Consider the following 20196-nt stretch of genomic DNA (forward strand, 5'->3'; position numbering starts at 1 on the left):
CATGCAAAAGTTATTCTTTCGCATTTGACTTTCAAGAGACCCACATGGACCAAACGACGCCCGATCTCGATCTCGCCCGCGAACTGCTGGACGCGAAAAACCAGGTACTGAAGGAAATCCGCAAGGTCATTATCGGCCAGGACGCCGTCATCGAGGACCTGCTGATCGCGCTGTTCTCGCGCGGCCACTCCCTGTTCGTCGGCGTGCCGGGGCTGGCGAAAACCTTGCTCGTCAGCTCGCTGGCGAGGGTGCTGAACCTCAAGTTCAGCCGTATCCAGTTCACCCCCGACCTCATGCCGTCGGACATCACCGGCACCGAGATCCTGTACGAAGACCAGGCGACGAACAAGCGCGACTTCCGTTTCATCCTCGGCCCCATCTTCGCCAACATCATCCTCGCCGACGAGATCAACCGCACCCCGCCGAAAACGCAGGCGGCGCTGTTGCAGGCCATGCAGGAACACCAGGTGACGGTGGGATCGAACACGTACCATCTCGATGAACCGTTCCTCGTGTTCGCGACGCAGAACCCCATCGAGCACGAGGGCACCTATCCCCTGCCCGAGGCGCAGTTGGACCGCTTCATGTTCATCATCAACGTCGATTACCCGACCAAGGAGCAGGAGGTGCAGATCGCCCTGTCCACCACGTCGGGCGTGAAGCCGGATTTGCAGGTGGTGATGGAGGCCGACCGCATCCTCGCTTTGCAGAACCTGGTGCCGAAGGTGCCGGTGTCGGACCACGTCGCGCGCTATGCGGTGGATCTGGTACGGGCGTCACGGCCGGGGAACGGCACGACGCCGTCGTTCATCACCGAGTGGGTCAGCTGGGGGGCGGGACCGCGCGCCAGTCAATACCTGGTGCTGGCCGCCAAAGCGCGGGCGCTGATGGACAACCGCGTCGCCGTCACCATCGAGGACATCAAGAGCGTCAGCCAGCAGGTGCTGGAGCACCGCATCCTGCTCAACTTCAAAGCCGAAGCCGAAAACATCAAAACCCAGGACATCATCGACAAGCTGTTGGCTGAGGTGAAAGTGTAAAATAAATTTTTGCTTACCAATTTAAAACCGAAATAATTTAACCCACACCCTAAAGATTAACTAAATTTTTCTACCGATATTTAACCCAGGAATTCATCCCAATTTTAGACTCCAAAAAAATTTAGCCTACCCTTTAAACAAATTCAGATAGAAATTTTTGGTTTTTTGGTCATTCATTCCTAAATTTGTCCTTGAATTAAATATTGGAACGTCAAATAATTATTTGGCATACCAAAAACAACTCTTCAAATATAAAAAGTATATAAAGATTCCATTAGGAGAACTTTCAAATGAAAGTTTCCATTGATTTACCAAAGCAAAGTTTCGCTTTAAAGGTCGTAGGAGTAACTTATCAAAACCATGATGGAACGAATCGGCAGAATATTCTTAAAAATTGCAAGTCGGGTCAAAAGGTAAAGCTAGTTAGGGAACCAAACAATAAGTTTGATAAATTTGCTATTGCTGTATTCACTTTAGATGACAAGCAAATAGGTTATTTACCAAAAGGAGACGCAAAGCTTGCTAATCATATTGATCGGGGAGGTAAAACGAACGCTGTCATTAAAGAAATTACTGGCGGCTCCGGATTTCTAGGACTATTCATATCAGCTTTTCGAAAAAGTTATGGGTGCGTACTAAAAATAACTAAGGAGGATATTGATTGGAAGGCTGTAGCTCCCTATATGGACATCGATCGAAAGGCAAAGGAGTTAATTAACAAAGCTAAAAATAAGGAAACCTCCCAACCCATACAAGCAGTAAAATTATATCGGGAAGCAGTAGCTGAATTGCAACGATTAGATTCACAAGGAGAAAAGGCGGTTGCTTGGCGAACCACTAGATACCCAATCAACCGCCTTTCTTTAATTTTGGAAAAGCTAGGAAAGACCAATGAGGCCCTTGAGGAAATTAAAAAATACGAAACTTTTAATGATCGGGTGGGATTAAGTAAATCGGATGAAGAAAGCTTGAAGAAACGAAAAAACCGATTAGGATAAGCCTTTTAATGTAAGAAATTTCACAAAATTCTTACCTTACCCTTCCATAGTCTTATTAAGAAAATATTACTTTCAGACTTATTTGTCGCCTTACCGATGCGGGCTTTTGAGGATGGTTTCGACGGTCCAGTCCACGTTCAGGCGGAAGCGTTTGCCGGAGAGGTTGTCGTACTCGATGTAGCCGTGGTCCTTGCCGAATAAGAACAGGTCGCGCGTCACGTTCACGTCCTGCTTGCAGTACTCGACAATCCGGTCGAGCTTGCCCGCATCGCCCCCCAGGTATTCCTTCCACCATTGCAGTGAAATGAGTCCGTCGGCGGACTTCTTCGTGCCCAGCGTGCAGCCGGCGAGGTTGTCGAGCTTGATGCGGTGGTTTTTCAGCTTGATGAAATCGACGAGGATGTCGAAGGTGGGGATGTCCAAAAGATCGATGTGGCGCTGGCTGGCCGCGCCCTGGATGACGGTGTAATCGAAGCCGATGACGTTGAAGCCGACCACGAGGTCCGCCGACTTCAGGTGGTCGATGAGGTCGGTGTAGCCCTTCCCCTCTTTCTTCTCCGCCTCGCCGTAATAGACGTGGTGCTGTTCGTCGTGGCTGTCCCACACCACGCCGACGGCCATCAGCATGTCCTTGATGTTGTCCCAGCCGCCCACCTCGTCGGCGCTCTTCTGCGTCTCCAGGTCGAAATACAGGACACGAGGGCCTCGGGCTTTCTGCGGTTTGGGAGGCGCCGGCTCTTCCACCGGGGGCTGGGAAAACAGATCGAGTTGGTCGGACATAGTGACAGCCTTATATCACTTCGCCCCCCGGCAGTTCAAGTCCTCCCGCAGAACCAAATAAAAATCAACCAGTTATAGCATCCACACAGGACAGCCTGCAAGATAATCAAATTTTTTATGGTTTTTCCAATATCGGTATAAACTTTTTTTATAATTATCCGTAAAGCTTATTGGGAGGGACAGTAATTTTAACCTTTATTGGTAGGAACTTATGTCTATCACCTCCATTTTCGGCATTCAATCGGGATTCAACACCTCCGAAGTTATTGAAAAACTGATTGCTCTTCAGCAACGCCCGCTCGAAGCCAAGGTTTCCGAACGCGAGTTGCAGATCGAGCGCCTCGACCTGTTCAAGCAATTGCGCCAGAATGCCAACAGTTTCAAAAGCCTGGTGCGCACCATGGACGGCCGCGACCAGATGACCGTCAAGGTGGGTTCCTTCCTGGGCAACACGGACACCGCCAAAGTGGATGTCATCACCAGCGTCACCTCCCCCTCCGGCAGTTTTGCCATCAACGTCACCCAACTGGCCCGGGTGGGCATCGTGCGGTCGGACGACAACTACGCCTCGGCCACGTCCGTTTACAGCCCGGACGACGCCGGGACCCTGGAAATCACGGTCGGTAGCACGCAAACCGACATCTCCATCACCGATACCGACACGCTGCAGGACGTGGTGGACAAGATCAACGCCTCATCGGCGGATGTCACCGCCCGCGTGGTGGACAGCGGCAGCGGCCAGACTCCTTTCAGCATCGTCATCACCGGCAACCAGACCGGCGCCGAAAACGCCGTCTCCGCCGTGTTCAACGAACCGGGGCCGGACCAGACCTTCTCCAGCACGCAGGCGGCGCAGGATGCGCTCTTCACCCTCGACAACATTCAGTACGCCCGCTCCAGCAACATTGTGGACGACGTGATCGACAGCACCACCCTGACGCTCGAGGCCGAGGGATCGGGCACCATCCAGATCAGCATCTCCACCGAGGAAATCGAGGACAAGGTCGAGGCCTTTGTCGAGGAATACAATCAAATCCTGGCGTTCATTGACAAGAACGCATTTTTCGACAGCGACACCCTGGAATCCGGCCCACTGTTCGGCAGCGCTTCCCTGCGTCAACTGAAGCAGAACCTCGCCGACCTGGTATCCGCCAAGGTGCAGGGGCTGGACGGGGATCTGGACTACCTGTCGACCATAGGGATTGCCACCCGCGGCGACGGCACGCTGGAACTCGATTCCGCCAAGCTGAGCTCCGCCCTCTCCAGCGATCCGCAAGGGGTGATCAACCTGTTCATCACCAGCGGTTCGGCCAGTCACTCGGAAGTCGAGTTTGTCAGCGCCTCGGAATTTACGGAGGAAGGCGAGTTTGAACTGCGCGTCATCGGCGGCGTGCCGCACCTCAGAAAATCCGGGGAAACGGATTTCGTGGCGGCGGTGGCGGGTCCCGGCAACACCTACATCGGAGCGCAGGACACCAGCGCCGAAGGGCTGGTGTTCAGCATCGACCCGGCGGAACTGGGAACCGACGGCGACAAGGGCACGCTCACCGTCTCCATCGGCATTGCGGAAAAACTGGACCGGGCATTGACGGCAAGCACCAAGGAAAGCGGAAACAGCGCCCTGTCGGCCGACATCAACGCCACCACCGAGAAAATCGAAGACCTCAACGAGGTCATCTTGATGCTCGACGACCGGTTGAAGCTGTTCGAGGACAACCTGCGTCAAAAGTTCATCCGGCTGGAGACCATATTGGGGCAATTGAATTCGCAGCGGGAAGCAGTACAGGCCTCACTGGCGAACCTGCCGGGAATGCTGAAATCCTCTAAATAGCTGACCCGGTGAATGGATTCATCAGGGGGGCGATCCTCCCCCCTCCTTTTACTATGCGGGGCATCGGGCTCCTCCAGATTAAAAAAAATCCCTGCCTGAAAAAAAATATTATTGCGCCCGGGCCCCGACTTTACCTATTTTAACTTCCGACTGGCCAATCTGTTTCAAAAAGCCTGTAGCCTTTTTGTACCCCTCCAATAGGTAGTATCGACTTGAAATAGAGCTAAAGGGATTTTTTCAAGCCGCCGAAAAATGGGGTGAAGGGGGAGAGAGTGAACTTGCAACCAGAATAATCGGGGTAGCTGATGCACTTGTCTTCCTTTTTGGAGATGAAACAGAAATTGAATACCGCCCACTCGGCGGAGCACCTGGTCACCCTCCGAAGAAAAAGTTTGCGGTCCAAAGAAGCGGAACGCACTTTTTGTGAACGGCGGCTGGATTTGTTGAAGCGGCTCGGTTCCCTGGTCGCGTCGTTCCAGTCCACTCTTCAAAATCTCTGCGTGACGATGCCCACACCCGCCACTCCGGACGAAACCATCGTTGTCGGAAAACAGGGCGAATTCATTTCCAACGGTCCCGCGGACCTCGGTCTGAAGGTCAGCGATTCGGCTCCGGCCGGTACCTGTAAAATTGACATCCACCAGCTGGCGCAGGCAGGGATCGTTCGTTCCAGGCGCGCCCTTGCCGACCCGGACGATGCGTTCACCAGCCGGGGGGGAGTGCTGATTTTCCAGATGGGCGCCGAACGGACTCAGATCGAGATTGCCAAAAACACTTCCCTCCGAGAAGTTGTGGAGGCCATTTGTGCATCCAGCGCCAATGTCACGGCAGGGGCCGTATGCGATGGCACGCTCTACCGCCTTGAGATCGGAGGCAACCTGACCGGAGCCGCGCAGGGGGTTGCCGCCTGTTTTCGGGAAAACAGGAAAAGCTTCAATCTCTTCGGCCTGCTGGAAAAAAATATCACCCAGCCGGGCAGGTCCGAAACCAAAGCACTCGACTTCATTGACTCCGGCATCGGCGGAATTTCCCGGCGGGGAGAGACGTTCGAAACCGTTCGGCAGGCACAGGACGCTTCCCTCCTCCTGAACGGCACCCCGTTCTCCCACTTCACCAATCAGGTGGACCACGCCCTTCCCGGCGCCACGCTGACTTTGCAAACCCCAGGCGCCGGCACCCTCAAGATCAGGGAAATCACACGGGACGTTCCGGGAAAACCGGCTACCGGCATGGATGAATTTCAAGTCCAGATCCGGCACTGCATAGCGAGATTTAATGAGATCAGGAATTTCATCGACCGCCATGCGTTTGACAACGGAAAAACCGGGGAACCCGGGCTGCTGTTCTCCCTTTGCTCAGTGCGAAACCTGCACAAGGCATTTTGCCACTTCTTGAATAGCGAACTGGCGGAGCTGCAAGGCGGGTCCAGTCGCCTGGCGCAGATCGGCATCACCGTACAGCAGGACGGAACGCTTTCCCTGGATATGGACAAACTGGATGAGGCGTTGGAATACGACCTGCAAAACGTCCTCGACCTGATTTCCATTCAGGGATCCGCTTCGAACCCAAACGTAACCTTCCTCAGTGCCGGGGATCGGATGGAGGGTGGGGTGTTTGAACTGGAAATACAAAATGGGTCCCTGAAAATCCACAAAGTGGGTGAGTCCGAGTCCAGCACCGCGGTCAGAACCACCAGCAGTACCTTTGAAGGCGCGGCGGGAACGTCCGCAGAAGGACTGCAAATCCGGGTCGACCCGGTGGAACTCGTCGAGGAAGGGGAAAAAGGGTCCGTTGTGGTTTCCTCCGGGTTCGCCGGCAGGCTCAACCGCCTGCTGACGGCGGTCACCGAAGAGGGCGACCCGGTTCAACCCTTTCAAGCGGACATCGACACGGTCCATGAAAGGATGGGCGAACTCACCCGTTTCATCGATCGATTGTCACGCCAGCTTCAGCAATCCGAACAACGCAGCCGGAGCCAGTTTGCAAACCTCGATAAATCCCTGAGCCGGCTGGAATCGCAGAGGTTGATGATGGAAAATTTCCGGTTCACCCTGACCGGCCTGTTCGACTTCCACCGCTGACGGACAACCTGATTTGCCGGGCCCGGACCATGGGTCGTTGCTACCTCCGCTCACCCCCCATCCCGGGCCCGGAAATTCATCCAAACTTTAATTATTTATTCATAAATACCCAAATTTATTATTTTTTTTTAAATTAATCAAAGAATCCGGAAGGGTGTTCTCAAACACGGGAGGGGGTCTGCCCTCGATACCTGGAAACCTCCAACCCTAAAGATTTCAACGAAATTCCAGCAAGCGGCCAAATTACCTGAAAGAAAGGAGTTGAGCGCCTTTTTATCTAAAGTCCCCTTTCCTTTTGGTCGATATGATGACTAGATAGCGCGCACCCCGTGCCGATTGATTAAATAAGGAGAAGGTCATGGCCATCACATCCATATTTGGCCTCCAATCTGGATTCAACACCTCGGAAGTGGTCGAGAAACTGATTGCATTGCAGCAGCGGCCGCTTGAAGCCAAGGTCTCCGACCGCGAGCTGGAGGTGGAAAAGCTCGACCTGCTGAAAGAGTTCCGCGGTCTGCTCAACACCTTCAAAAGCACTGTGCGGCTGATGAACGTTCGCGACCGTTTGGTGTCCATCGACGGCAGTTTCGTTGCCGACACCTCCGGGGGAGAAAACGCCCGCGTCGGGGTCACCACGACCCTCAACTCCCCCATTGGCACTTACAGCATCGACGTCAACCAGCTGGCGCAGAACGCCATTGTGGAGTCGGATGACCTGTTCAACCTGACAACCAGCACATTTCACACCGGGTTCACGAACGGAACCCTGAATGTGACTGTAGGAGGCGTGGCCAACAATCTAACCATTGCTCCCGGCGCCACGCTTCAGGAAGTGACCGACCAGATCAACAACAACGTGAGCGGGGTGACCGCCACCATCGTGGATACAGGCAGTAGTCCCGACCCGTACCGCCTGGTCATCACCGGGGACGACGAAGGGAGTGCCAATACGGTTTCAGTGAGTTTCACCCCTGGTTTTTTCGGAGCGGCAAGAAATTTTTCAGATGTCCAGGTGGCGCAGGACGCCCTGTTCGATTTTGAAGGCATCTCCTATACCCGCAGTACCAATATCGTGAGCGACGTCCTGACGGGGACGACCCTGTCGCTCGAGGCCCTGGGACCGGGCACCATTCAAATCACGCAGGATACCGAAGCCATTCGCGGCAAGGTGGATGATTTTGTCGAGCAGTACAATGCGATCCGGGCCTTCGTGAATCAAAACGCCAAGTTCGATTCGGACACGCTGGAAGCGGGTCCCCTGTTCGGAAATGTTTCCGTCCGTTCACTGGAGCAGTCGCTGGCACGGCTGGTTTCCAGTGAAGTGCAGGGACTCAGCACCTCCTTCAGTTTTCTTTCCCAGGTCGGTATCAGGACCGGGGACGACGGCCTGCTTGAACTGGATGAAGCCGAACTGAGTTCGGCACTGGCTTCCGACCCCACCGGTGTGGTCAACCTGTTCATCAACAGCGGTTCGGCATCCAACCCGAACGTCACTTTCGGCAGCGCGGCCTCCACTACAGAAGAAGGCACCTTTGAGTTGCAGGTCACCGGCGGAGTGCCGGAATTGCGCAAAGTGGGGGAATCCACGTTCACTCCCGCGGTCGCCGGCCCGGGCGACACTTTCATCGGTGCGGCGGGCACCACGGCGGAAGGCCTGGTGTTCAGCATCACCCCTTCCGAGTTGGCCGTGGACGGCAGCAAGGGAACGATCGAGGTGTCCCTGGGGGTGGCCGAAAAGTTGAACCGCATCGTGACCTTCAACACGGACACCACGCTGAACAGCCCGCTTCAGGGCGACATCAACACCACCACCGGAACCATCGAGGACCTGAACGAAACCATCCTGAGGCTCGATGACCGGCTGGCTTTGTTTGAAGAAAACATCAAAAAAGAATTTATCCGGCTGGAACAGCTTTTGGGTGAACTCGACTCACAAAGAAGGGCCGTCGAGTCGTCCCTGGCAAACCTGCCGAGCCTTTTGAGCAAGTAATAACAGCGAACGCGGATATCACGAAGAACTAGAAGAATTACAGGAGAGCGAATTCATGGTACGGACCCAGGGACCCAATCAATACCAGATCAACGAGGTTTCCACCTCCAACCAGGGCAAGTTGATTCTCATGATGTACGACGGGGCCATACGCTTTGTCACCATGGCGATGGAATCGATGGACCAGAACGACGTCGCGCACAAAAGCGCATACATTCAGAAGTCGCGGGATATCGTGAACGAACTCATGGTGGCTCTGGATACGGACAAAGGCGGCGAGGTGACACGCAACCTGGAACGTTTGTACCAGTTCATCCTGCGTCAACTCACGCACGCCAACATCAAAAACGACAAAGCCGCCCTGCAGTCGATCCTGCGGGTGATGACGCCGCTGCGCGAAGCCTGGGACCAGATATTGAACCCGGCGGAAGAAACAGAAACCGCCGGATCCAGCAACGCCAAACCCGGATTCGCCGCCCGTTGTTGAAGGCGCACAGCCAAATTTTCATCCTTTCCTTAGCCCCCTGCCATTTTTTCGTAGAAATCCTTCCGTCCATTCGGGCGCGCGCGGGTATTCCCGCGTCCGGTTTGAGGAGGAGCCGCCCCGTTCCTCCTGCCGTTTTGAATTCCAATCCCCCCGCTTTTTTTTGACAACCTGCGAAAACCTGTGGTACAAAGCGGCTCCCACATTTGGATACCTATTTAATTCTTTCAATTTGAACCATGAAAATTCACGAATATCAGGGCAAAGAGCTCTTCAAGAAATACAAAGTACCGGTCCCGCGTGGCATTCTGATTCATGACAAATCGGAAGCCGCAGCGGCAGCCCGGGAGATCGGCACCACGCCGGTTGTGGTGAAGGCGCAGATCCACGCAGGCGGACGCGGCAAGGGCGGCGGCGTGAAACTCGCCAAAAGTCCGGAAGAAGCCGAACAGCACGCCGGCAAAATCATCGGCATGACTTTGGTCACGCACCAGACCGGACCGGAGGGACGTCTGGTCAAAAAGGTGCTGGTTGAAGAAGGCATGGACATCGTTCGCGAGTTGTACCTGAGCCTCATCCTCGACCGCGAAACCAGCCAGGTCATGATCATGGCCAGCGAGGCGGGCGGCATGGAGATCGAAGAAGTCGCCGAGGCCACACCGGAAAAAATCATCGTCGAGCGCATCGATCCCGTCATCGGCGTGAAGCCTTACCTCGCCCGCAAGATCGCATTTGCATTGAACCTGGAAGGTGAGGTGTTCAAGCAGGCCATTCCTTTCATCATCAACCTGTACCAGTGTTTCGTGAAGGAAGACCTGTCGATGCTGGAGATCAATCCGCTGGTCGTCACCGGCGACAATCGCCTGCTGGCGCTGGACGCGAAGATCGACATCGACGACAACGCGCTGGGTCGCCACCCCGACCTGCAGGAGATGCGCGATCTCGACGAAGAAGATCCTAACGAGATCGAAGCCTCCAAGTTCCGCCTCAACTACATTCAGCTCGACGGCAACATCGGCTGCATGGTGAACGGTGCGGGACTGGCCATGGCGACGATGGACATCGTGAAACACAGCGGAGGCGAGCCGGCCAACTTTCTGGATGTCGGCGGCGGCGCCAACGAGGAGATGATCGAGAACGCGTTCCGCATCCTCCTCTCCGACAACAAGGTCAAAGCGATTTTCATCAACATCTTTGGCGGTATTCTTCGTTGCGACATCCTCGCCAACGGCGTGGTCGCTGCCGCCAGGAAATTGAATGTGGGCATTCCGGTCGTCATCCGCATGGAAGGCACCAACATGGAAGAAGGTCACCGCATTCTGAATGAATCCGATATCAACTTCATCGTCGGCAACGGTATGAAAGACGCCGCGAAAAAGGTCGTACAGGCAATAAAATGAGCATTCTCGTAGACGAAAACACAAGGTTGCTGGTTCAGGGCATCACCGGTCGCGAAGGCATGTTCCATGCCGAGCAGTGCCAGAAATACGGCACCCAGCTGGTGGCAGGTGTGACCCCCGGTAAAGGTGGACAGAAGGTTCTGGACAACGTTCCGGTATTCGACACGGTCAAGCAGGCCGTGGACAAAACCAAAGCCAACGCATCGATGATCTTCGTGCCCCCGGCGTTCGCCGCGGACGCGATCCTCGAGGCGGCGGATGCGGGCGTCGAATTGATCATCTGCATCTCCGAAGGCATTCCGGTTTACGACATGGTGGAAGTGTACCGGTACATCCAGGATTCCGACTCACGTCTCGTCGGTCCCAACTGTCCGGGCGTCATCTCCCCCGGCAAATGCAAGATCGGCATCATGCCGGCGCACATTCACAAAAAAGGCAACGTCGGCATCATCTCACGAAGCGGTACGTTGACGTACGAAGCCGTGGGCCAGTTGACGGCGATGGGCATCGGCCAGTCCACCTGCGTGGGCATCGGCGGCGACCCCATCATCGGCACCCGCTACATCGACGCATTGAAGCTGTTCCAGAAAGACCGGGCGACCAAGGCCATCTGCATGATCGGCGAGATCGGTGGATCGGCGGAGGATGAAGCCGCGTATTACATCAAGAAACACATCACCAAACCGGTGGTGGGTTTCATTGCGGGTCAGACCGCGCCTCCGGGCCGCAGGATGGGCCACGCCGGGGCCATCATCTCCGGTGGTCAGGGCACGGCGGAAGGCAAAATGAAGGTGATGAAAAAGTGTGGCATCAAGGTGGTCAAAAGCCCTGCTGACATCGGCAAAACCATCGCCAAGTGCCTGTAAGCCCCACCTGCATCTCTTTTCCGCAAAATCCGTTAAAAAAACAAAACCCCTTGGGATGGCCTGCATCCCAAGGGGTATGAACTACACTCTCGAATGCCCCAATTGCGGGGCGCCCAATATCAATAAAACCGCGTGGTGCGAAAAGTGCCTGACGCCGTTTGACCCGCCGAAGGCCGAGGACAAGGAACTCGACTGCCCTGTCTGCCAGCACATCAACGACTACACACTCGATCACTGCGAAGTCTGCCACGAGCCGTTGAAGCCAGGTCAGTCGGAGTGACGGTCACCCCTCTTGCATCCCATCTTTGGCGGCCTGCACCAGTTTCTTGATGCGTTCCTGGTAATCGAGGTTGCTGAAGTTGTCGCCGCGGCGAAACGTGGTGAAATACAAATCGGCGTAGACCGAGATGAGGTGGTGCAGGACCTCGTGCGGGTCGATGCCCATGTCCACCAGGTCCTTGTAGGCCTGGGCCACGAAGTCCGGCGCCTCGTCGCGGATCTGCTGGTCCACGACGACATGCAGGACGGTGTGGACAAAAGGATTGACCACCTTGCCATCGATCTCCTGCGGGTACACCGCCATCTCACCCATTTCCCAGGCCTGGTCGAACTCCGGGTGCATGTCCATGATGTAGGCGATACTTTCGTCCACCTCTTCCATGTCCTTACCCTGGTTTCGGTCGGCCGCAACGCGAAGAATGCGTTCCTGCGTTTCCTTGTCGAATTTCATAAGTTCGCTCTCAAATCCGGTGTTTATCCCGACAGGGGACCCGGATGAAATAATAAATTAAGGGGTCTCAGAAAAATGGGAGCGGCGCTCGCGTCCCGCGGCACCGTACACCATGAAGACCCGTTTGCCCTGACGGACATGGTATTTGGCCCAGGCCGGAGACTTGCCATCGTAGCTCGCGTCCGGGTCCTCCCCTTCCGCCTTTAAAAAGTCGGGGTAGTCGAGCCCGGCCTCAAATACGTCTCCCAAGAGCGCATCGGAGGTGAAACCCTTGCCCGTAAGCCGGACTTTACTCAGGAATTGCTGGATCTCTGCTGGATCGTTCAGTTCAATTGGTTCCATAAACCTTTATCAATATGTATTTAGTTTCCGGGTTAAGATGTCTGTGTGGAGAAAAGGATTGTGTTAATTTGTATATCCAAAAAAGATGAAGCCTTTACCTGAAGGCTTCATGTCTGGTATGTTGGGTACTCTGGAGTTTCCGGCCAGCCGGAAGCCTATCCTAACACAGGTTTTTGTTGCAGAAAACCGCCTGCAAACCATTAAAAGAATCGCTAACAGGAGCCTTGCCCTTATGCTGACCGAGGAAAACCTCGTGCTCACTCGTACCGAGCCGAGCGGAAACGGCGGTCTTCAGTTTGTATACCGCGTTGGGAATTTGGGGGTCACGGCGGTGAACTTCCCCACGGAGGACATCACCGAACTGGAGTGGACCGTGGACGTGGTCAAGTTTCAGGATGGGGAAACCATGCGTTACGAGCTGTATCACGATACCGACCTGGCCAAAACCACGCTCAAATTCCGAAACGACAAGGCTGTAAACGAGTTCCTCGAGAAAGCGTTCGCCCACCTGAATGAAATCCAGTCGAAGCAGGAACAAAAGGGGTGAGTCGCCCCGGGGGACAGCCTGAGGGGACAAAAGTTCACCTCTGGTCCTAAAAAACCCTGCAAACTGGCGCAGAGCCAGTTGCTCCGGGGGCACCTTCCTCCCTTCAAAGTTTAATTTAAATACTTGAAATTATTGGGTTAATTAATTTATCGAAACGCCCCCCATCCAGAGTGAAATCGGGTGTGTGCGGAGTTTCTTCCAAACCTGTACAAAATTTAATTGAAAACCTTCAATTAAATTGTATTAGAGGGGCAAACATGGTAATTTGAACACCGCAAATCAGGTTGTTCTGATCTTTCCTGGAACAGAGTCCCTCTTCCAGTTGCCCTATTAAATACTAAATAACAGCTTTAAAGCTAAGTATATTCAACATTTGGAATAAACATCATTGCGTTGAGGAGTCGTTATGACCGAGCAAACTGCAACCCAGAAAAAAGAAGAATGGGTCCCTAAAGGCGACTTGCAAAAAGTGGTCGACCCGGTGTGGTTGTTGAGAGAAGCGCCCCGTGAAACCGAGTTCATCACCGGGAGTGAGGCGGCCCGCGAGGCCATTCGCCGGGCCAATGTAGACATCGCCATCTCTTACCCTATCACCCCGCAGAGTGAAACCATGCAGCAGGTCGGTTACCTCTATGACGAGGGCTACCTGAAGGACTATTACCGTGCGGAAGAGGAGATCGGGGTCATGACGGCCATCGGCGGTTCTTCGAGGGCCGGTGTGCGTTCCCTGACGGCGACTTCCGGTCCGGGACTCATGCGCGGCATGGAAGCCATCGCTTCCTGGCCCGGTGCGCGGACTCCTCTTGTTCTGCTGAACATGTGCCGCGTCATCAACACGCCGCTGGCCATTCAGCCGGACAACATCGAGATTTCATTTTTGTTGAACACCGGCATCCTCCACGCCCATGCTGAAAACCAGCAGGACTTCTTTGACTATTCCCTCGCTGCGTTCATGGTGTCCGAGGAAGTGGATGTGACTCTCCCCGCGGTGGTATCGGTTGACGGCTTTTTCGTCACCCACGCTCGCGGCAAGGTGTCCATGCCTTCGGAGGAATTCAAGCTGCCGCCCCGCGTTGGCTGGCGTTCGGCCGTACCGGCCATGGACAACGAAAACCCGCCGGCCCGGTTGTCCCGCGACGCTCCCATTCAGAAATCCAACTTCATCAGCTACCACATGCATGCCAGCTGGCAGCAGGAAGTGTTTGCCGCTGTCGAGCGTTCCGCCCGGCATTGGCGCAAATACCTGGGCGACCTGATCGAAGTCGTAAACCCGGACGCCGAAGAGTTCCTCATCGCTTCCGGTTCCGCGGTTTCGCAGTCACGCGAAGCCGTGCGTCAGGAAGGTGAAGCCGGTCGCAAGGTGGGTCTGGTCAAAGTCAAGACCATTCGCCCGTGGCCTGGCAGGGAGATCATTGAGGCGGTTAAGAACGCCAAGCGGATTCTGGTTCCGGAGTTCAACCAGGCGGGCTGGCTGCACAAGGAAGTCTGCTCCACGCTGTATGGCAACTGCAAAGCCGAAATCGCCTCCGGACCGCGGGTTTATGGTGGCATGACCATGCCGACCGAGATGATTCTCGAGTGGCTGGATGCGGCCCGCAAAGGTACGGTTGATCGCCTGTAACACTGATGTTGCGTTAGCCGTGCGAATCGTGTAGGCTTAGTTTTTCGGGACTTTGGCCCCGAAATTCCCTTTCATAAAGATGCGTCAACCCTTGCAAGCTGAGGGTCTAAATAAAACTTAATAAAACTTTCTTAAATATATATAGAAAGGTAAATCAATTATGTCTCTCGAAACCGTTAAACCGTCTCCTGGTTTTGAAGATCTTCTCCCCGTTGAATACCGTGATCTGGTCAAGTACGGTCAGTATGGCCGTGAGGTGAAAGTCAGCGAAATGGGGAAGTTCAAGGAACTTCTGGAAGAGCATCCGATGTGTGCAGGTTGTGCGATGACCCTTTTCATCCGCCTCACCATGCTGGCATTGCCGAATCCTGAACATACCATCAACGTCGGTACCGCAGGTTGCGGCCGTCTTGCTATTTCCCAGGCCAACATCCCGTTCATCTACGGCAACTACGGTGACACCAACTCCGTGGCATCCGGCCTGAAACGCGGCTTGGAAATTCTTTATCCGAATCAGTATAAAGACGTCATTGTTATGGCCGGTGACGGTGGTCTGATCGATATCGGCTTCCAGGCCCTCATGCATTCCTGGTTCCGTCAGGAAAAATTCACCACCATCATGCTGGACAACGAAGTTTACGGCAACACCGGTGGGCAGGAAAGCGGTATGACCATGCAGGGTCAGATTCTGAAGATGGCCCCGCGCGGCAAGAAAACCGGCAAGATCGACGCTCTGGGTCTGGCCCGGGTTTCGAACTGTGCTTACATCGCACGCATCGCGCCGACCAACCCGGCCCGCGTGGTTCGCACCGTTCGTCGCGCCATCCTGATTGCGCGCGAAATCGGCCCGACCTACATCCAGGCCTACACTTCCTGCAACATCGAGTATGCGATTCCCACTCCGGAAGTCATGCAGGATGCCTTCGATGTCGAAAAAGAACGTTATGGTTTCCACGAGGAAATGACGGATGAAGCCAAGGCGTACATCACCGACCTCGAAAAGAAAGAAAAAGAAAAAGCCAAAGCTGCTAAAAAATAATGAGGAGGTTTTCAATCCATGCCACAAGAAGTCAAACGTTATAACGTCCGCATGGCCGGTATTGGAGGCCAGGGCGTCGTCACCGCATCTCACATCCTGAGTAACGCGGTCGTAATCGGTAAGGGGTACAGCTCCCTCGTGCCCTTTTTCGGTTCCGAAAAGCGCAACGCCCCGGTTGAAAGTTATGTGCGGATCTCCAACGATGAGATTTTTGAAATCGGGGAGATCGTCTTCCCCAACGTGCTGATGATCTTCAGTGCTCAGGTCATCACACTGGGTAAGTCGTACACCATGCCTTTTTACACGGGCCTGAAAGAGAACGGCATCATCCTGATCAATAACAAAGAGCCGCTCAAACTCATTCCCGATGAGGAAAAGGAGTTGGTAGATAAAAAAGCGAACATTTATTATCTGCCGGCGACCGAACTTGCCAATGATATTGCGGGAACCGACCTGGCCACCAACATGGCCATGTGCGGCGCCATTTCCGCCATCTTTGGCATGCCGGACATGGACTCGATTGAGGCATCCGTGAAGGATCGTTTCATCGGTAAAGGTATCGTTACTTCCGGTGGTACCGCCTCTCTGGACAGCGTCATCGAGAAAAAATTCGCCAAAAAGCAGAAACTGCTTCAGGCGAACATGGACACCATCAAAGCCGCTTATCAGTTCGCGATTGATAACAAATGGGGTGTTCATGCTGATGCCAAAGAGAAACCGGTTGCCGTCTAAGGTAACTTTTTGAATTGGAGATTGAATAAGCATGTACTACATTGCAGATGTAGATAAGGATAAATGCGCAGAAACCAATTGCCACCTGTGCACGACCTATTGTCCCGAAGCCAACTGCATCAACTACAGCGAGGAAGACAAATCCGCCTACGTTTCGGTGGACCGCTGTAAGTCTTGCGAAATCTGTGTTTACATCTGCAGAGACGTCGCCAAGCACGATGCCATCCAGATGAAATGGATCGATAATCTGGAAGATCGTTTCGTGATCAAACGGGTGGGAGTGGTTCAGCGCTGAGCATCCTTTAAACCTGTATTGGTTTCATATAAGGAAAAGGTATTTGGGGCTCCCCCAAATACCTTTTTTTTTCCCTGACATCCAAATTCCCCGTCAACTCATTCACCTAGAAGAACCGGAGTATCAATGGAAAGAACGTTTGCTATCATCAAACCTGACGCTGTAGAACGCAACCTCATTGGCAAAATCCTGGAGCGCATCGAATCCAAAGGGTTCCGCATCGCCGCCATGAAACGGGCTCAACTGACCCTGGAGCAGGCCGAAGGTTTTTACCACGTTCACAAGGAGCGTCCCTTTTTTAAAGACCTGACCACCTATATGTCCACCGGTGGTCCCGTGGTCCTGCTTGTACTGGAAAAAGACAAAGCCATCACCGGCTGGCGGGAACTGATGGGCGCGACCAATCCCAAGGACGCTGCCGACGGCACCATTCGCAAGGAATTCGCCGTGGACATTGAAAAGAACTCCGTGCACGGTTCCGATTCACCCGAAAATGCAGCCTTTGAGATTTCCTATTTTTTCAGTCAGACGGAAATCCTTTCCTGAAGGCCCTGAAAGGGGGTAAAGCATGCGACGATCCCGATCCAACCCAGCCGCCCGCCTGTGGGCAGGCGGCCTTCTCATCTGGACCCTGGTTTTTGCGGTTTTATCCCCTTCACCAGCCCGGGCGCAGGACGAACCGCGGCCGTACGTCCTTTACCAGAACTTTGAAAAGCACGGCATCGTGGCCTGGCCCCGCGATTTCATGCCACCGGAACTCAAAGAATATATCGCCTCTCTGGGTTTCAAGGAAGTCGACCAGGGTCTCGCCGTCATGCGTTTCGGTGAGGTCAACCAGAACGGAACCTTCATGATGCCGAAAGCGGTGCAGGAAAAATTCGGCATCACACGATTTATTATTCTCCAGATATTGAGCGACCGGATCGGTATAATGGTAGGGATATGGGAGCAGGAATTCGGACTGACCCTGCCCCAAAAAGTGTTCAATCTGGACGAGGTCAAGGAGAACATTCCAAAAACTCTGGACATTTTCCGGGAACAGGAAGGCACCAAGCCCATCTTCTGGCAACAACCATGAAGCCGGGTGGAGTTGCAGCGATACCCTGCCCGTCCCGAATAAGCAGGAGGCAATTTCATGCCCATTTACGAATACGAATGTGAAAAGTGCAAAGAAAAAACGGAAGCCCTGCAGAAAGCGGACGACCCGCCTCTTGAAAAATGCGAAAAGTGTGGCGGACCGCTTCATAAATGCGTGGGGGGTGGAACCTTTCACCTGTACGGTTCCGGGTTTTACACCACGGACAACAAACGGAAATACCTGAAATGACCTCCCTCAGTTGCGGGCGCGCAAGGAATGCAGCCGGTCCAGTTCCCTCCTGACTTCGCCGGCACCGTCTTGATCCGCCCCACTGGTTTTACGAATATCGACAACCCCTGTGTTCGCCCCCAATGGACGCCACATTTCCGGCTCTGTTTTGACAAACACGGCCAGGGTGGGCAATCCCAGCGCAGCAGCCAGGTGAGTCACCCCCGCATCGTTGCCCAGAAACCCATCGGCATGGCTGAGCAAGGCCGCGCAACGGGTCAGGGAAAGGCTTTCCCAGACCGGGAACCCGCGTTCCCGGCAAAACGCATGCACGATTTCGGAGATGGCCACTTCCGCGGGCCCCAGCAGGAACACCGGAAGAATTCCTTGTGAATGCAGCCAATCCGCTTGTTCATGGAACCGCTTGAGCGGCCAGTTTTTGGAAACCCCGCCGCTTCCGGGTTGAAGTATCCAGGTTCGGGTTGGCGGAGAAAGGGATGCCATAATCCGTTTTGCTTCCCGGACATCCTCTTCCGGCGCCTTCCAGCCCGGAGGCCAGGAAAGGGGTGAAGGCAGTTCTGGAAGCGTTTCCAGGTAATACCCGCTGACATGCTTGTCCGGACGGTGAGGGAACGGTGGCCGAACGATCACTTCACCTGGTAGGCATTGACAAAGCCTGTCGGCCACGGTACCGCCGTGATCCTGAATGAGGGCCACCACGCAATCGTAGTCGGAAAGGAAACGCAGAGGCAGGGTATCGGTGCCATCACCATACACCCGCCACCATTGCAGGTCGTCGGTGGCGAAAGCCCGGTCAACGCAGTCAAAGCCTTCCATCAGGGCTTTCTGCCGGGCTTCGACCACCACATGGAGGCAATCGGGTTGCACAGAATGCACCGCCTGCAACAAGGGCAAAATCATCAACACGTCGCCTAGCGCACCGGTGCGAACCACAACTATTTTTTTCCCGGACAGGCGATGCATATTATCCCTTCAAAAAGCTTTAAACCCTGAATTCCATTGACAATCCGGCCCCCCTCCAATAACATGAACGGAAGAAAACCCATGATTTATATAACACGAAAAGTAGAATTTTGCGCCAGTCACCGGCTGTTCAACCCAACCTTTTCTGACGAAAAAAACGCCCAGGTGTTTGGCCTTTGCAATAACCCCAACGGTCATGGACACAATTACACCATGGAAGTGACCGTCAAGGGGGACGTCGACCCGGAAACCGGAATGGTTCTGGATCTCAAGTTCCTCAAAAAGCTCGTCACCGAGGAGATCATCGACAAGGTTGATCACAAAAACCTCAACATGGACGTGGAGTTTTTGCAAGGGGTCATCCCCACTGCCGAAAATCTGGCTATCAAGTTCTGGGAGGCGCTGGAACCGAAAATCGGCGGCGGGTTGCTTCACCAAATCAAATTGTACGAATCTCCACGCAACTTCGTAACTTATAGAGGACAAGTCAGTGAAAGAGTTGATTGAAAAGCTTTTGCTCGAGCTGGGAGAAGACCCCTCGCGCGAAGGCCTGAAAAATACCCCCGAACGGGTATCCCGTTCCCTCAAATTTCTGACCGGTGGCTACTGGGTCAATATCGACGAGCTGGTGAACGATGCCCTGTTCACCGATGCCAACACCGATGAGATGGTGATCGTCAAGGACATCGACATGTTCAGCCTGTGCGAGCACCACATGCTTCCTTTCTTTGGCAAGGCCCACGTGGCCTATTTGCCGGATGGAAAGATCATTGGTCTCAGTAAAATCCCCCGTGTGGTGGACGCATTCAGCCGCCGGTTGCAGGTTCAGGAAAGGCTGACCACACAGATCGCCGACTGCATCCATCGTGTGCTCAAACCAAAGGGTGTCGCCGTGGTCATCGAAGCTCTGCATCTGTGCATGTCCATGCGCGGCGTGGAGAAACAAAATTCGTACACCACGACGAGTTCCATGCTGGGTTACTTCAAAACCAATCCCAGTACGCGCGGTGAATTCCTGAGCCTGATCAATGGCAGTCAGCGTTACCGTACCTGACCTTCTCCGGTCCTGGCGGAGGCGCACCAACTCATTTAAATATAATAATTTATGGACCTCGGTATGCTTTGACATC

General features: G+C 54.1%; 23 protein-coding genes. 19 read left to right on the forward strand and 4 right to left on the reverse strand.

Going from position 1 to position 20196, the window contains the following annotated elements:
- Window positions 1-44 precede the first annotated feature (44 nt).
- The gene (locus ACTRXA_RS03285) at window positions 45-1040 is read left to right on the forward strand and encodes an AAA family ATPase (RefSeq protein WP_442425778.1); all 996 of its coding nucleotides are present in this window, start codon (window positions 45-47) and stop codon (window positions 1038-1040) included.
- Window positions 1041-1330: 290 nt separating this feature from the next.
- Complete coding sequence (locus ACTRXA_RS03290; protein ID WP_442425779.1) at window positions 1331-2038, forward strand: HIRAN domain-containing protein; 708 nt, start codon at window positions 1331-1333, stop codon at window positions 2036-2038.
- A gap of 90 nt (window positions 2039-2128) precedes the next feature.
- Here the strand turns inward: ACTRXA_RS03290 and ACTRXA_RS03295 are convergent, their stop codons facing one another.
- Window positions 2129-2818, reverse strand: a complete 690-nt coding sequence (locus tag ACTRXA_RS03295; RefSeq protein ID WP_442425780.1) for a ribonuclease H-like domain-containing protein — start codon at window positions 2816-2818, stop codon at window positions 2129-2131.
- A 211-nt stretch (window positions 2819-3029) separates the two neighbouring features.
- Here ACTRXA_RS03295 and fliD (ACTRXA_RS03300) point away from each other — a divergent pair, with 211 nt between their 5' ends.
- From fliD (ACTRXA_RS03300) to ACTRXA_RS03330, 7 genes are all read left to right on the forward strand, one after another.
- Window positions 3030-4649: a flagellar filament capping protein FliD gene (gene fliD, locus ACTRXA_RS03300; protein WP_442425781.1), complete on the forward strand. Its 1620-nt coding sequence runs from the start codon at window positions 3030-3032 to the stop codon at window positions 4647-4649.
- 305 nt (window positions 4650-4954) lie between these two features.
- Window positions 4955-6730, forward strand: a complete 1776-nt coding sequence (gene fliD, locus ACTRXA_RS03305) for a flagellar filament capping protein FliD (RefSeq protein WP_442425782.1) — start codon at window positions 4955-4957, stop codon at window positions 6728-6730.
- Between the two features lie 358 nt (window positions 6731-7088).
- Window positions 7089-8720, forward strand: a complete 1632-nt coding sequence (gene fliD / locus ACTRXA_RS03310) for a flagellar filament capping protein FliD (protein WP_442425783.1) — start codon at window positions 7089-7091, stop codon at window positions 8718-8720.
- A 55-nt stretch (window positions 8721-8775) separates the two neighbouring features.
- Window positions 8776-9207 carry a flagellar export chaperone FliS gene (gene fliS, locus ACTRXA_RS03315; RefSeq protein ID WP_442425784.1) on the forward strand — a complete coding sequence of 144 codons (432 nt, stop codon included), beginning with the start codon at window positions 8776-8778 and terminating at the stop codon, window positions 9205-9207.
- A 236-nt stretch (window positions 9208-9443) separates the two neighbouring features.
- Window positions 9444-10604 (forward strand): ADP-forming succinate--CoA ligase subunit beta, encoded by a 1161-nt coding sequence (sucC, locus tag ACTRXA_RS03320; protein ID WP_442425785.1) that lies wholly within the window; start codon window positions 9444-9446, stop codon window positions 10602-10604.
- Window positions 10601-11470, forward strand: coding sequence for a succinate--CoA ligase subunit alpha (sucD, locus tag ACTRXA_RS03325; RefSeq protein WP_442425786.1), 870 nt, complete (start codon window positions 10601-10603; stop codon window positions 11468-11470). The genes sucC and sucD overlap by 4 nt, the downstream gene beginning before the upstream one ends.
- Before the next feature lie 76 nt (window positions 11471-11546).
- Complete coding sequence (locus ACTRXA_RS03330; RefSeq protein ID WP_442425787.1) at window positions 11547-11750, forward strand: hypothetical protein; 204 nt, start codon at window positions 11547-11549, stop codon at window positions 11748-11750.
- Window positions 11751-11753: 3 nt separating this feature from the next.
- Here the strand turns inward: ACTRXA_RS03330 and ACTRXA_RS03335 are convergent, their stop codons facing one another.
- Window positions 11754-12200 (reverse strand): DUF1841 family protein, encoded by a 447-nt coding sequence (locus ACTRXA_RS03335; protein WP_442425788.1) that lies wholly within the window; start codon window positions 12198-12200, stop codon window positions 11754-11756.
- Window positions 12201-12257: 57 nt separating this feature from the next.
- Entirely contained in the window at window positions 12258-12542 is a 285-nt protein-coding gene (locus ACTRXA_RS03340; protein WP_442425789.1) for a hypothetical protein, read from the reverse strand.
- Window positions 12543-12774: 232 nt separating this feature from the next.
- Here ACTRXA_RS03340 and ACTRXA_RS03345 point away from each other — a divergent pair, with 232 nt between their 5' ends.
- The 8 genes from ACTRXA_RS03345 (at window position 12775) to ACTRXA_RS03380 (ending at window position 18103) form a co-directional block, all read left to right on the forward strand.
- Window positions 12775-13089 carry a hypothetical protein gene (locus ACTRXA_RS03345; protein WP_442425790.1) on the forward strand — a complete coding sequence of 105 codons (315 nt, stop codon included), beginning with the start codon at window positions 12775-12777 and terminating at the stop codon, window positions 13087-13089.
- A 406-nt stretch (window positions 13090-13495) separates the two neighbouring features.
- Window positions 13496-14710: a transketolase C-terminal domain-containing protein gene (locus tag ACTRXA_RS03350; protein WP_442425791.1), complete on the forward strand. Its 1215-nt coding sequence runs from the start codon at window positions 13496-13498 to the stop codon at window positions 14708-14710.
- A gap of 160 nt (window positions 14711-14870) precedes the next feature.
- A complete protein-coding gene (locus tag ACTRXA_RS03355; RefSeq protein ID WP_442425792.1) occupies window positions 14871-15749 on the forward strand; it encodes a thiamine pyrophosphate-dependent enzyme in 879 nt (292 codons plus the stop codon).
- A gap of 18 nt (window positions 15750-15767) precedes the next feature.
- On the forward strand, window positions 15768-16481 hold the full coding sequence (locus ACTRXA_RS03360; RefSeq protein ID WP_442425793.1) for a 2-oxoacid:acceptor oxidoreductase family protein: 714 nt from the start codon (window positions 15768-15770) through the stop codon (window positions 16479-16481).
- Window positions 16482-16512: 31 nt separating this feature from the next.
- The gene (locus ACTRXA_RS03365; protein WP_442425794.1) at window positions 16513-16776 is read left to right on the forward strand and encodes a pyruvate ferredoxin oxidoreductase; all 264 of its coding nucleotides are present in this window, start codon (window positions 16513-16515) and stop codon (window positions 16774-16776) included.
- A 126-nt stretch (window positions 16777-16902) separates the two neighbouring features.
- A complete protein-coding gene (gene ndk, locus ACTRXA_RS03370) occupies window positions 16903-17322 on the forward strand; it encodes a nucleoside-diphosphate kinase (protein WP_442425795.1) in 420 nt (139 codons plus the stop codon).
- A 22-nt stretch (window positions 17323-17344) separates the two neighbouring features.
- Window positions 17345-17854 (forward strand): hypothetical protein, encoded by a 510-nt coding sequence (locus tag ACTRXA_RS03375; protein WP_442425796.1) that lies wholly within the window; start codon window positions 17345-17347, stop codon window positions 17852-17854.
- Window positions 17855-17911: 57 nt separating this feature from the next.
- Complete coding sequence (locus ACTRXA_RS03380) at window positions 17912-18103, forward strand: FmdB family zinc ribbon protein (RefSeq protein ID WP_442425797.1); 192 nt, start codon at window positions 17912-17914, stop codon at window positions 18101-18103.
- 6 nt (window positions 18104-18109) lie between these two features.
- Here the strand turns inward: ACTRXA_RS03380 and ACTRXA_RS03385 are convergent, their stop codons facing one another.
- Window positions 18110-19066 (reverse strand): glycosyltransferase family 9 protein, encoded by a 957-nt coding sequence (locus ACTRXA_RS03385; RefSeq protein WP_442425798.1) that lies wholly within the window; start codon window positions 19064-19066, stop codon window positions 18110-18112.
- Between the two features lie 81 nt (window positions 19067-19147).
- Between ACTRXA_RS03385 and ACTRXA_RS03390 the strand changes: the two genes are divergently transcribed.
- On the forward strand, window positions 19148-19573 hold the full coding sequence (locus ACTRXA_RS03390; RefSeq protein WP_442425799.1) for a 6-carboxytetrahydropterin synthase: 426 nt from the start codon (window positions 19148-19150) through the stop codon (window positions 19571-19573).
- Window positions 19557-20120: a GTP cyclohydrolase I FolE gene (folE, locus tag ACTRXA_RS03395; protein WP_442425800.1), complete on the forward strand. Its 564-nt coding sequence runs from the start codon at window positions 19557-19559 to the stop codon at window positions 20118-20120. The genes ACTRXA_RS03390 and folE overlap by 17 nt, the downstream gene beginning before the upstream one ends.
- Window positions 20121-20196: the final 76 nt, after the last annotated feature.

This window comes from Nitrospina sp. P1_D6 (assembly GCF_052156615.1).
Classification (GTDB): Bacteria; Nitrospinota; Nitrospinia; order Nitrospinales; family Nitrospinaceae; genus Nitrospina.

Bases quoted from the DNA above. Each gene is read 5' to 3' on its own strand.
- ACTRXA_RS03380 (WP_442425797.1), top strand. From the start codon at position 17,912: ATGCCCATTTACGAATACGAATGTGAAAAGTGCAAAGAAAAAACGGAA.
- sucD (WP_442425786.1), top strand. From the start codon at position 10,601: ATGAGCATTCTCGTAGACGAAAACACAAGGTTGCTGGTTCAGGGCATC.
- ACTRXA_RS03390 (WP_442425799.1), top strand. From the start codon at position 19,148: ATGATTTATATAACACGAAAAGTAGAATTTTGCGCCAGTCACCGGCTG.
- fliD (WP_442425783.1), top strand. From the start codon at position 7,089: ATGGCCATCACATCCATATTTGGCCTCCAATCTGGATTCAACACCTCG.
- ACTRXA_RS03285 (WP_442425778.1), top strand. From the start codon at position 45: ATGGACCAAACGACGCCCGATCTCGATCTCGCCCGCGAACTGCTGGAC.
- fliD (WP_442425781.1), top strand. From the start codon at position 3,030: ATGTCTATCACCTCCATTTTCGGCATTCAATCGGGATTCAACACCTCC.
- ACTRXA_RS03355 (WP_442425792.1), top strand. From the start codon at position 14,871: ATGTCTCTCGAAACCGTTAAACCGTCTCCTGGTTTTGAAGATCTTCTC.
- ndk (WP_442425795.1), top strand. From the start codon at position 16,903: ATGGAAAGAACGTTTGCTATCATCAAACCTGACGCTGTAGAACGCAAC.
- ACTRXA_RS03350 (WP_442425791.1), top strand. From the start codon at position 13,496: ATGACCGAGCAAACTGCAACCCAGAAAAAAGAAGAATGGGTCCCTAAA.
- ACTRXA_RS03345 (WP_442425790.1), top strand. From the start codon at position 12,775: ATGCTGACCGAGGAAAACCTCGTGCTCACTCGTACCGAGCCGAGCGGA.
- ACTRXA_RS03330 (WP_442425787.1), top strand. From the start codon at position 11,547: ATGAACTACACTCTCGAATGCCCCAATTGCGGGGCGCCCAATATCAAT.
- sucC (WP_442425785.1), top strand. From the start codon at position 9,444: ATGAAAATTCACGAATATCAGGGCAAAGAGCTCTTCAAGAAATACAAA.
- ACTRXA_RS03375 (WP_442425796.1), top strand. From the start codon at position 17,345: ATGCGACGATCCCGATCCAACCCAGCCGCCCGCCTGTGGGCAGGCGGC.
- fliD (WP_442425782.1), top strand. From the start codon at position 4,955: ATGCACTTGTCTTCCTTTTTGGAGATGAAACAGAAATTGAATACCGCC.
- fliS (WP_442425784.1), top strand. From the start codon at position 8,776: ATGGTACGGACCCAGGGACCCAATCAATACCAGATCAACGAGGTTTCC.
- ACTRXA_RS03295 (WP_442425780.1), bottom strand. From the start codon at position 2,818: ATGTCCGACCAACTCGATCTGTTTTCCCAGCCCCCGGTGGAAGAGCCG.
- ACTRXA_RS03335 (WP_442425788.1), bottom strand. From the start codon at position 12,200: ATGAAATTCGACAAGGAAACGCAGGAACGCATTCTTCGCGTTGCGGCC.
- ACTRXA_RS03385 (WP_442425798.1), bottom strand. From the start codon at position 19,066: ATGCATCGCCTGTCCGGGAAAAAAATAGTTGTGGTTCGCACCGGTGCG.
- ACTRXA_RS03360 (WP_442425793.1), top strand. From the start codon at position 15,768: ATGCCACAAGAAGTCAAACGTTATAACGTCCGCATGGCCGGTATTGGA.
- ACTRXA_RS03290 (WP_442425779.1), top strand. From the start codon at position 1,331: ATGAAAGTTTCCATTGATTTACCAAAGCAAAGTTTCGCTTTAAAGGTC.
- ACTRXA_RS03365 (WP_442425794.1), top strand. From the start codon at position 16,513: ATGTACTACATTGCAGATGTAGATAAGGATAAATGCGCAGAAACCAAT.
- ACTRXA_RS03340 (WP_442425789.1), bottom strand. From the start codon at position 12,542: ATGGAACCAATTGAACTGAACGATCCAGCAGAGATCCAGCAATTCCTG.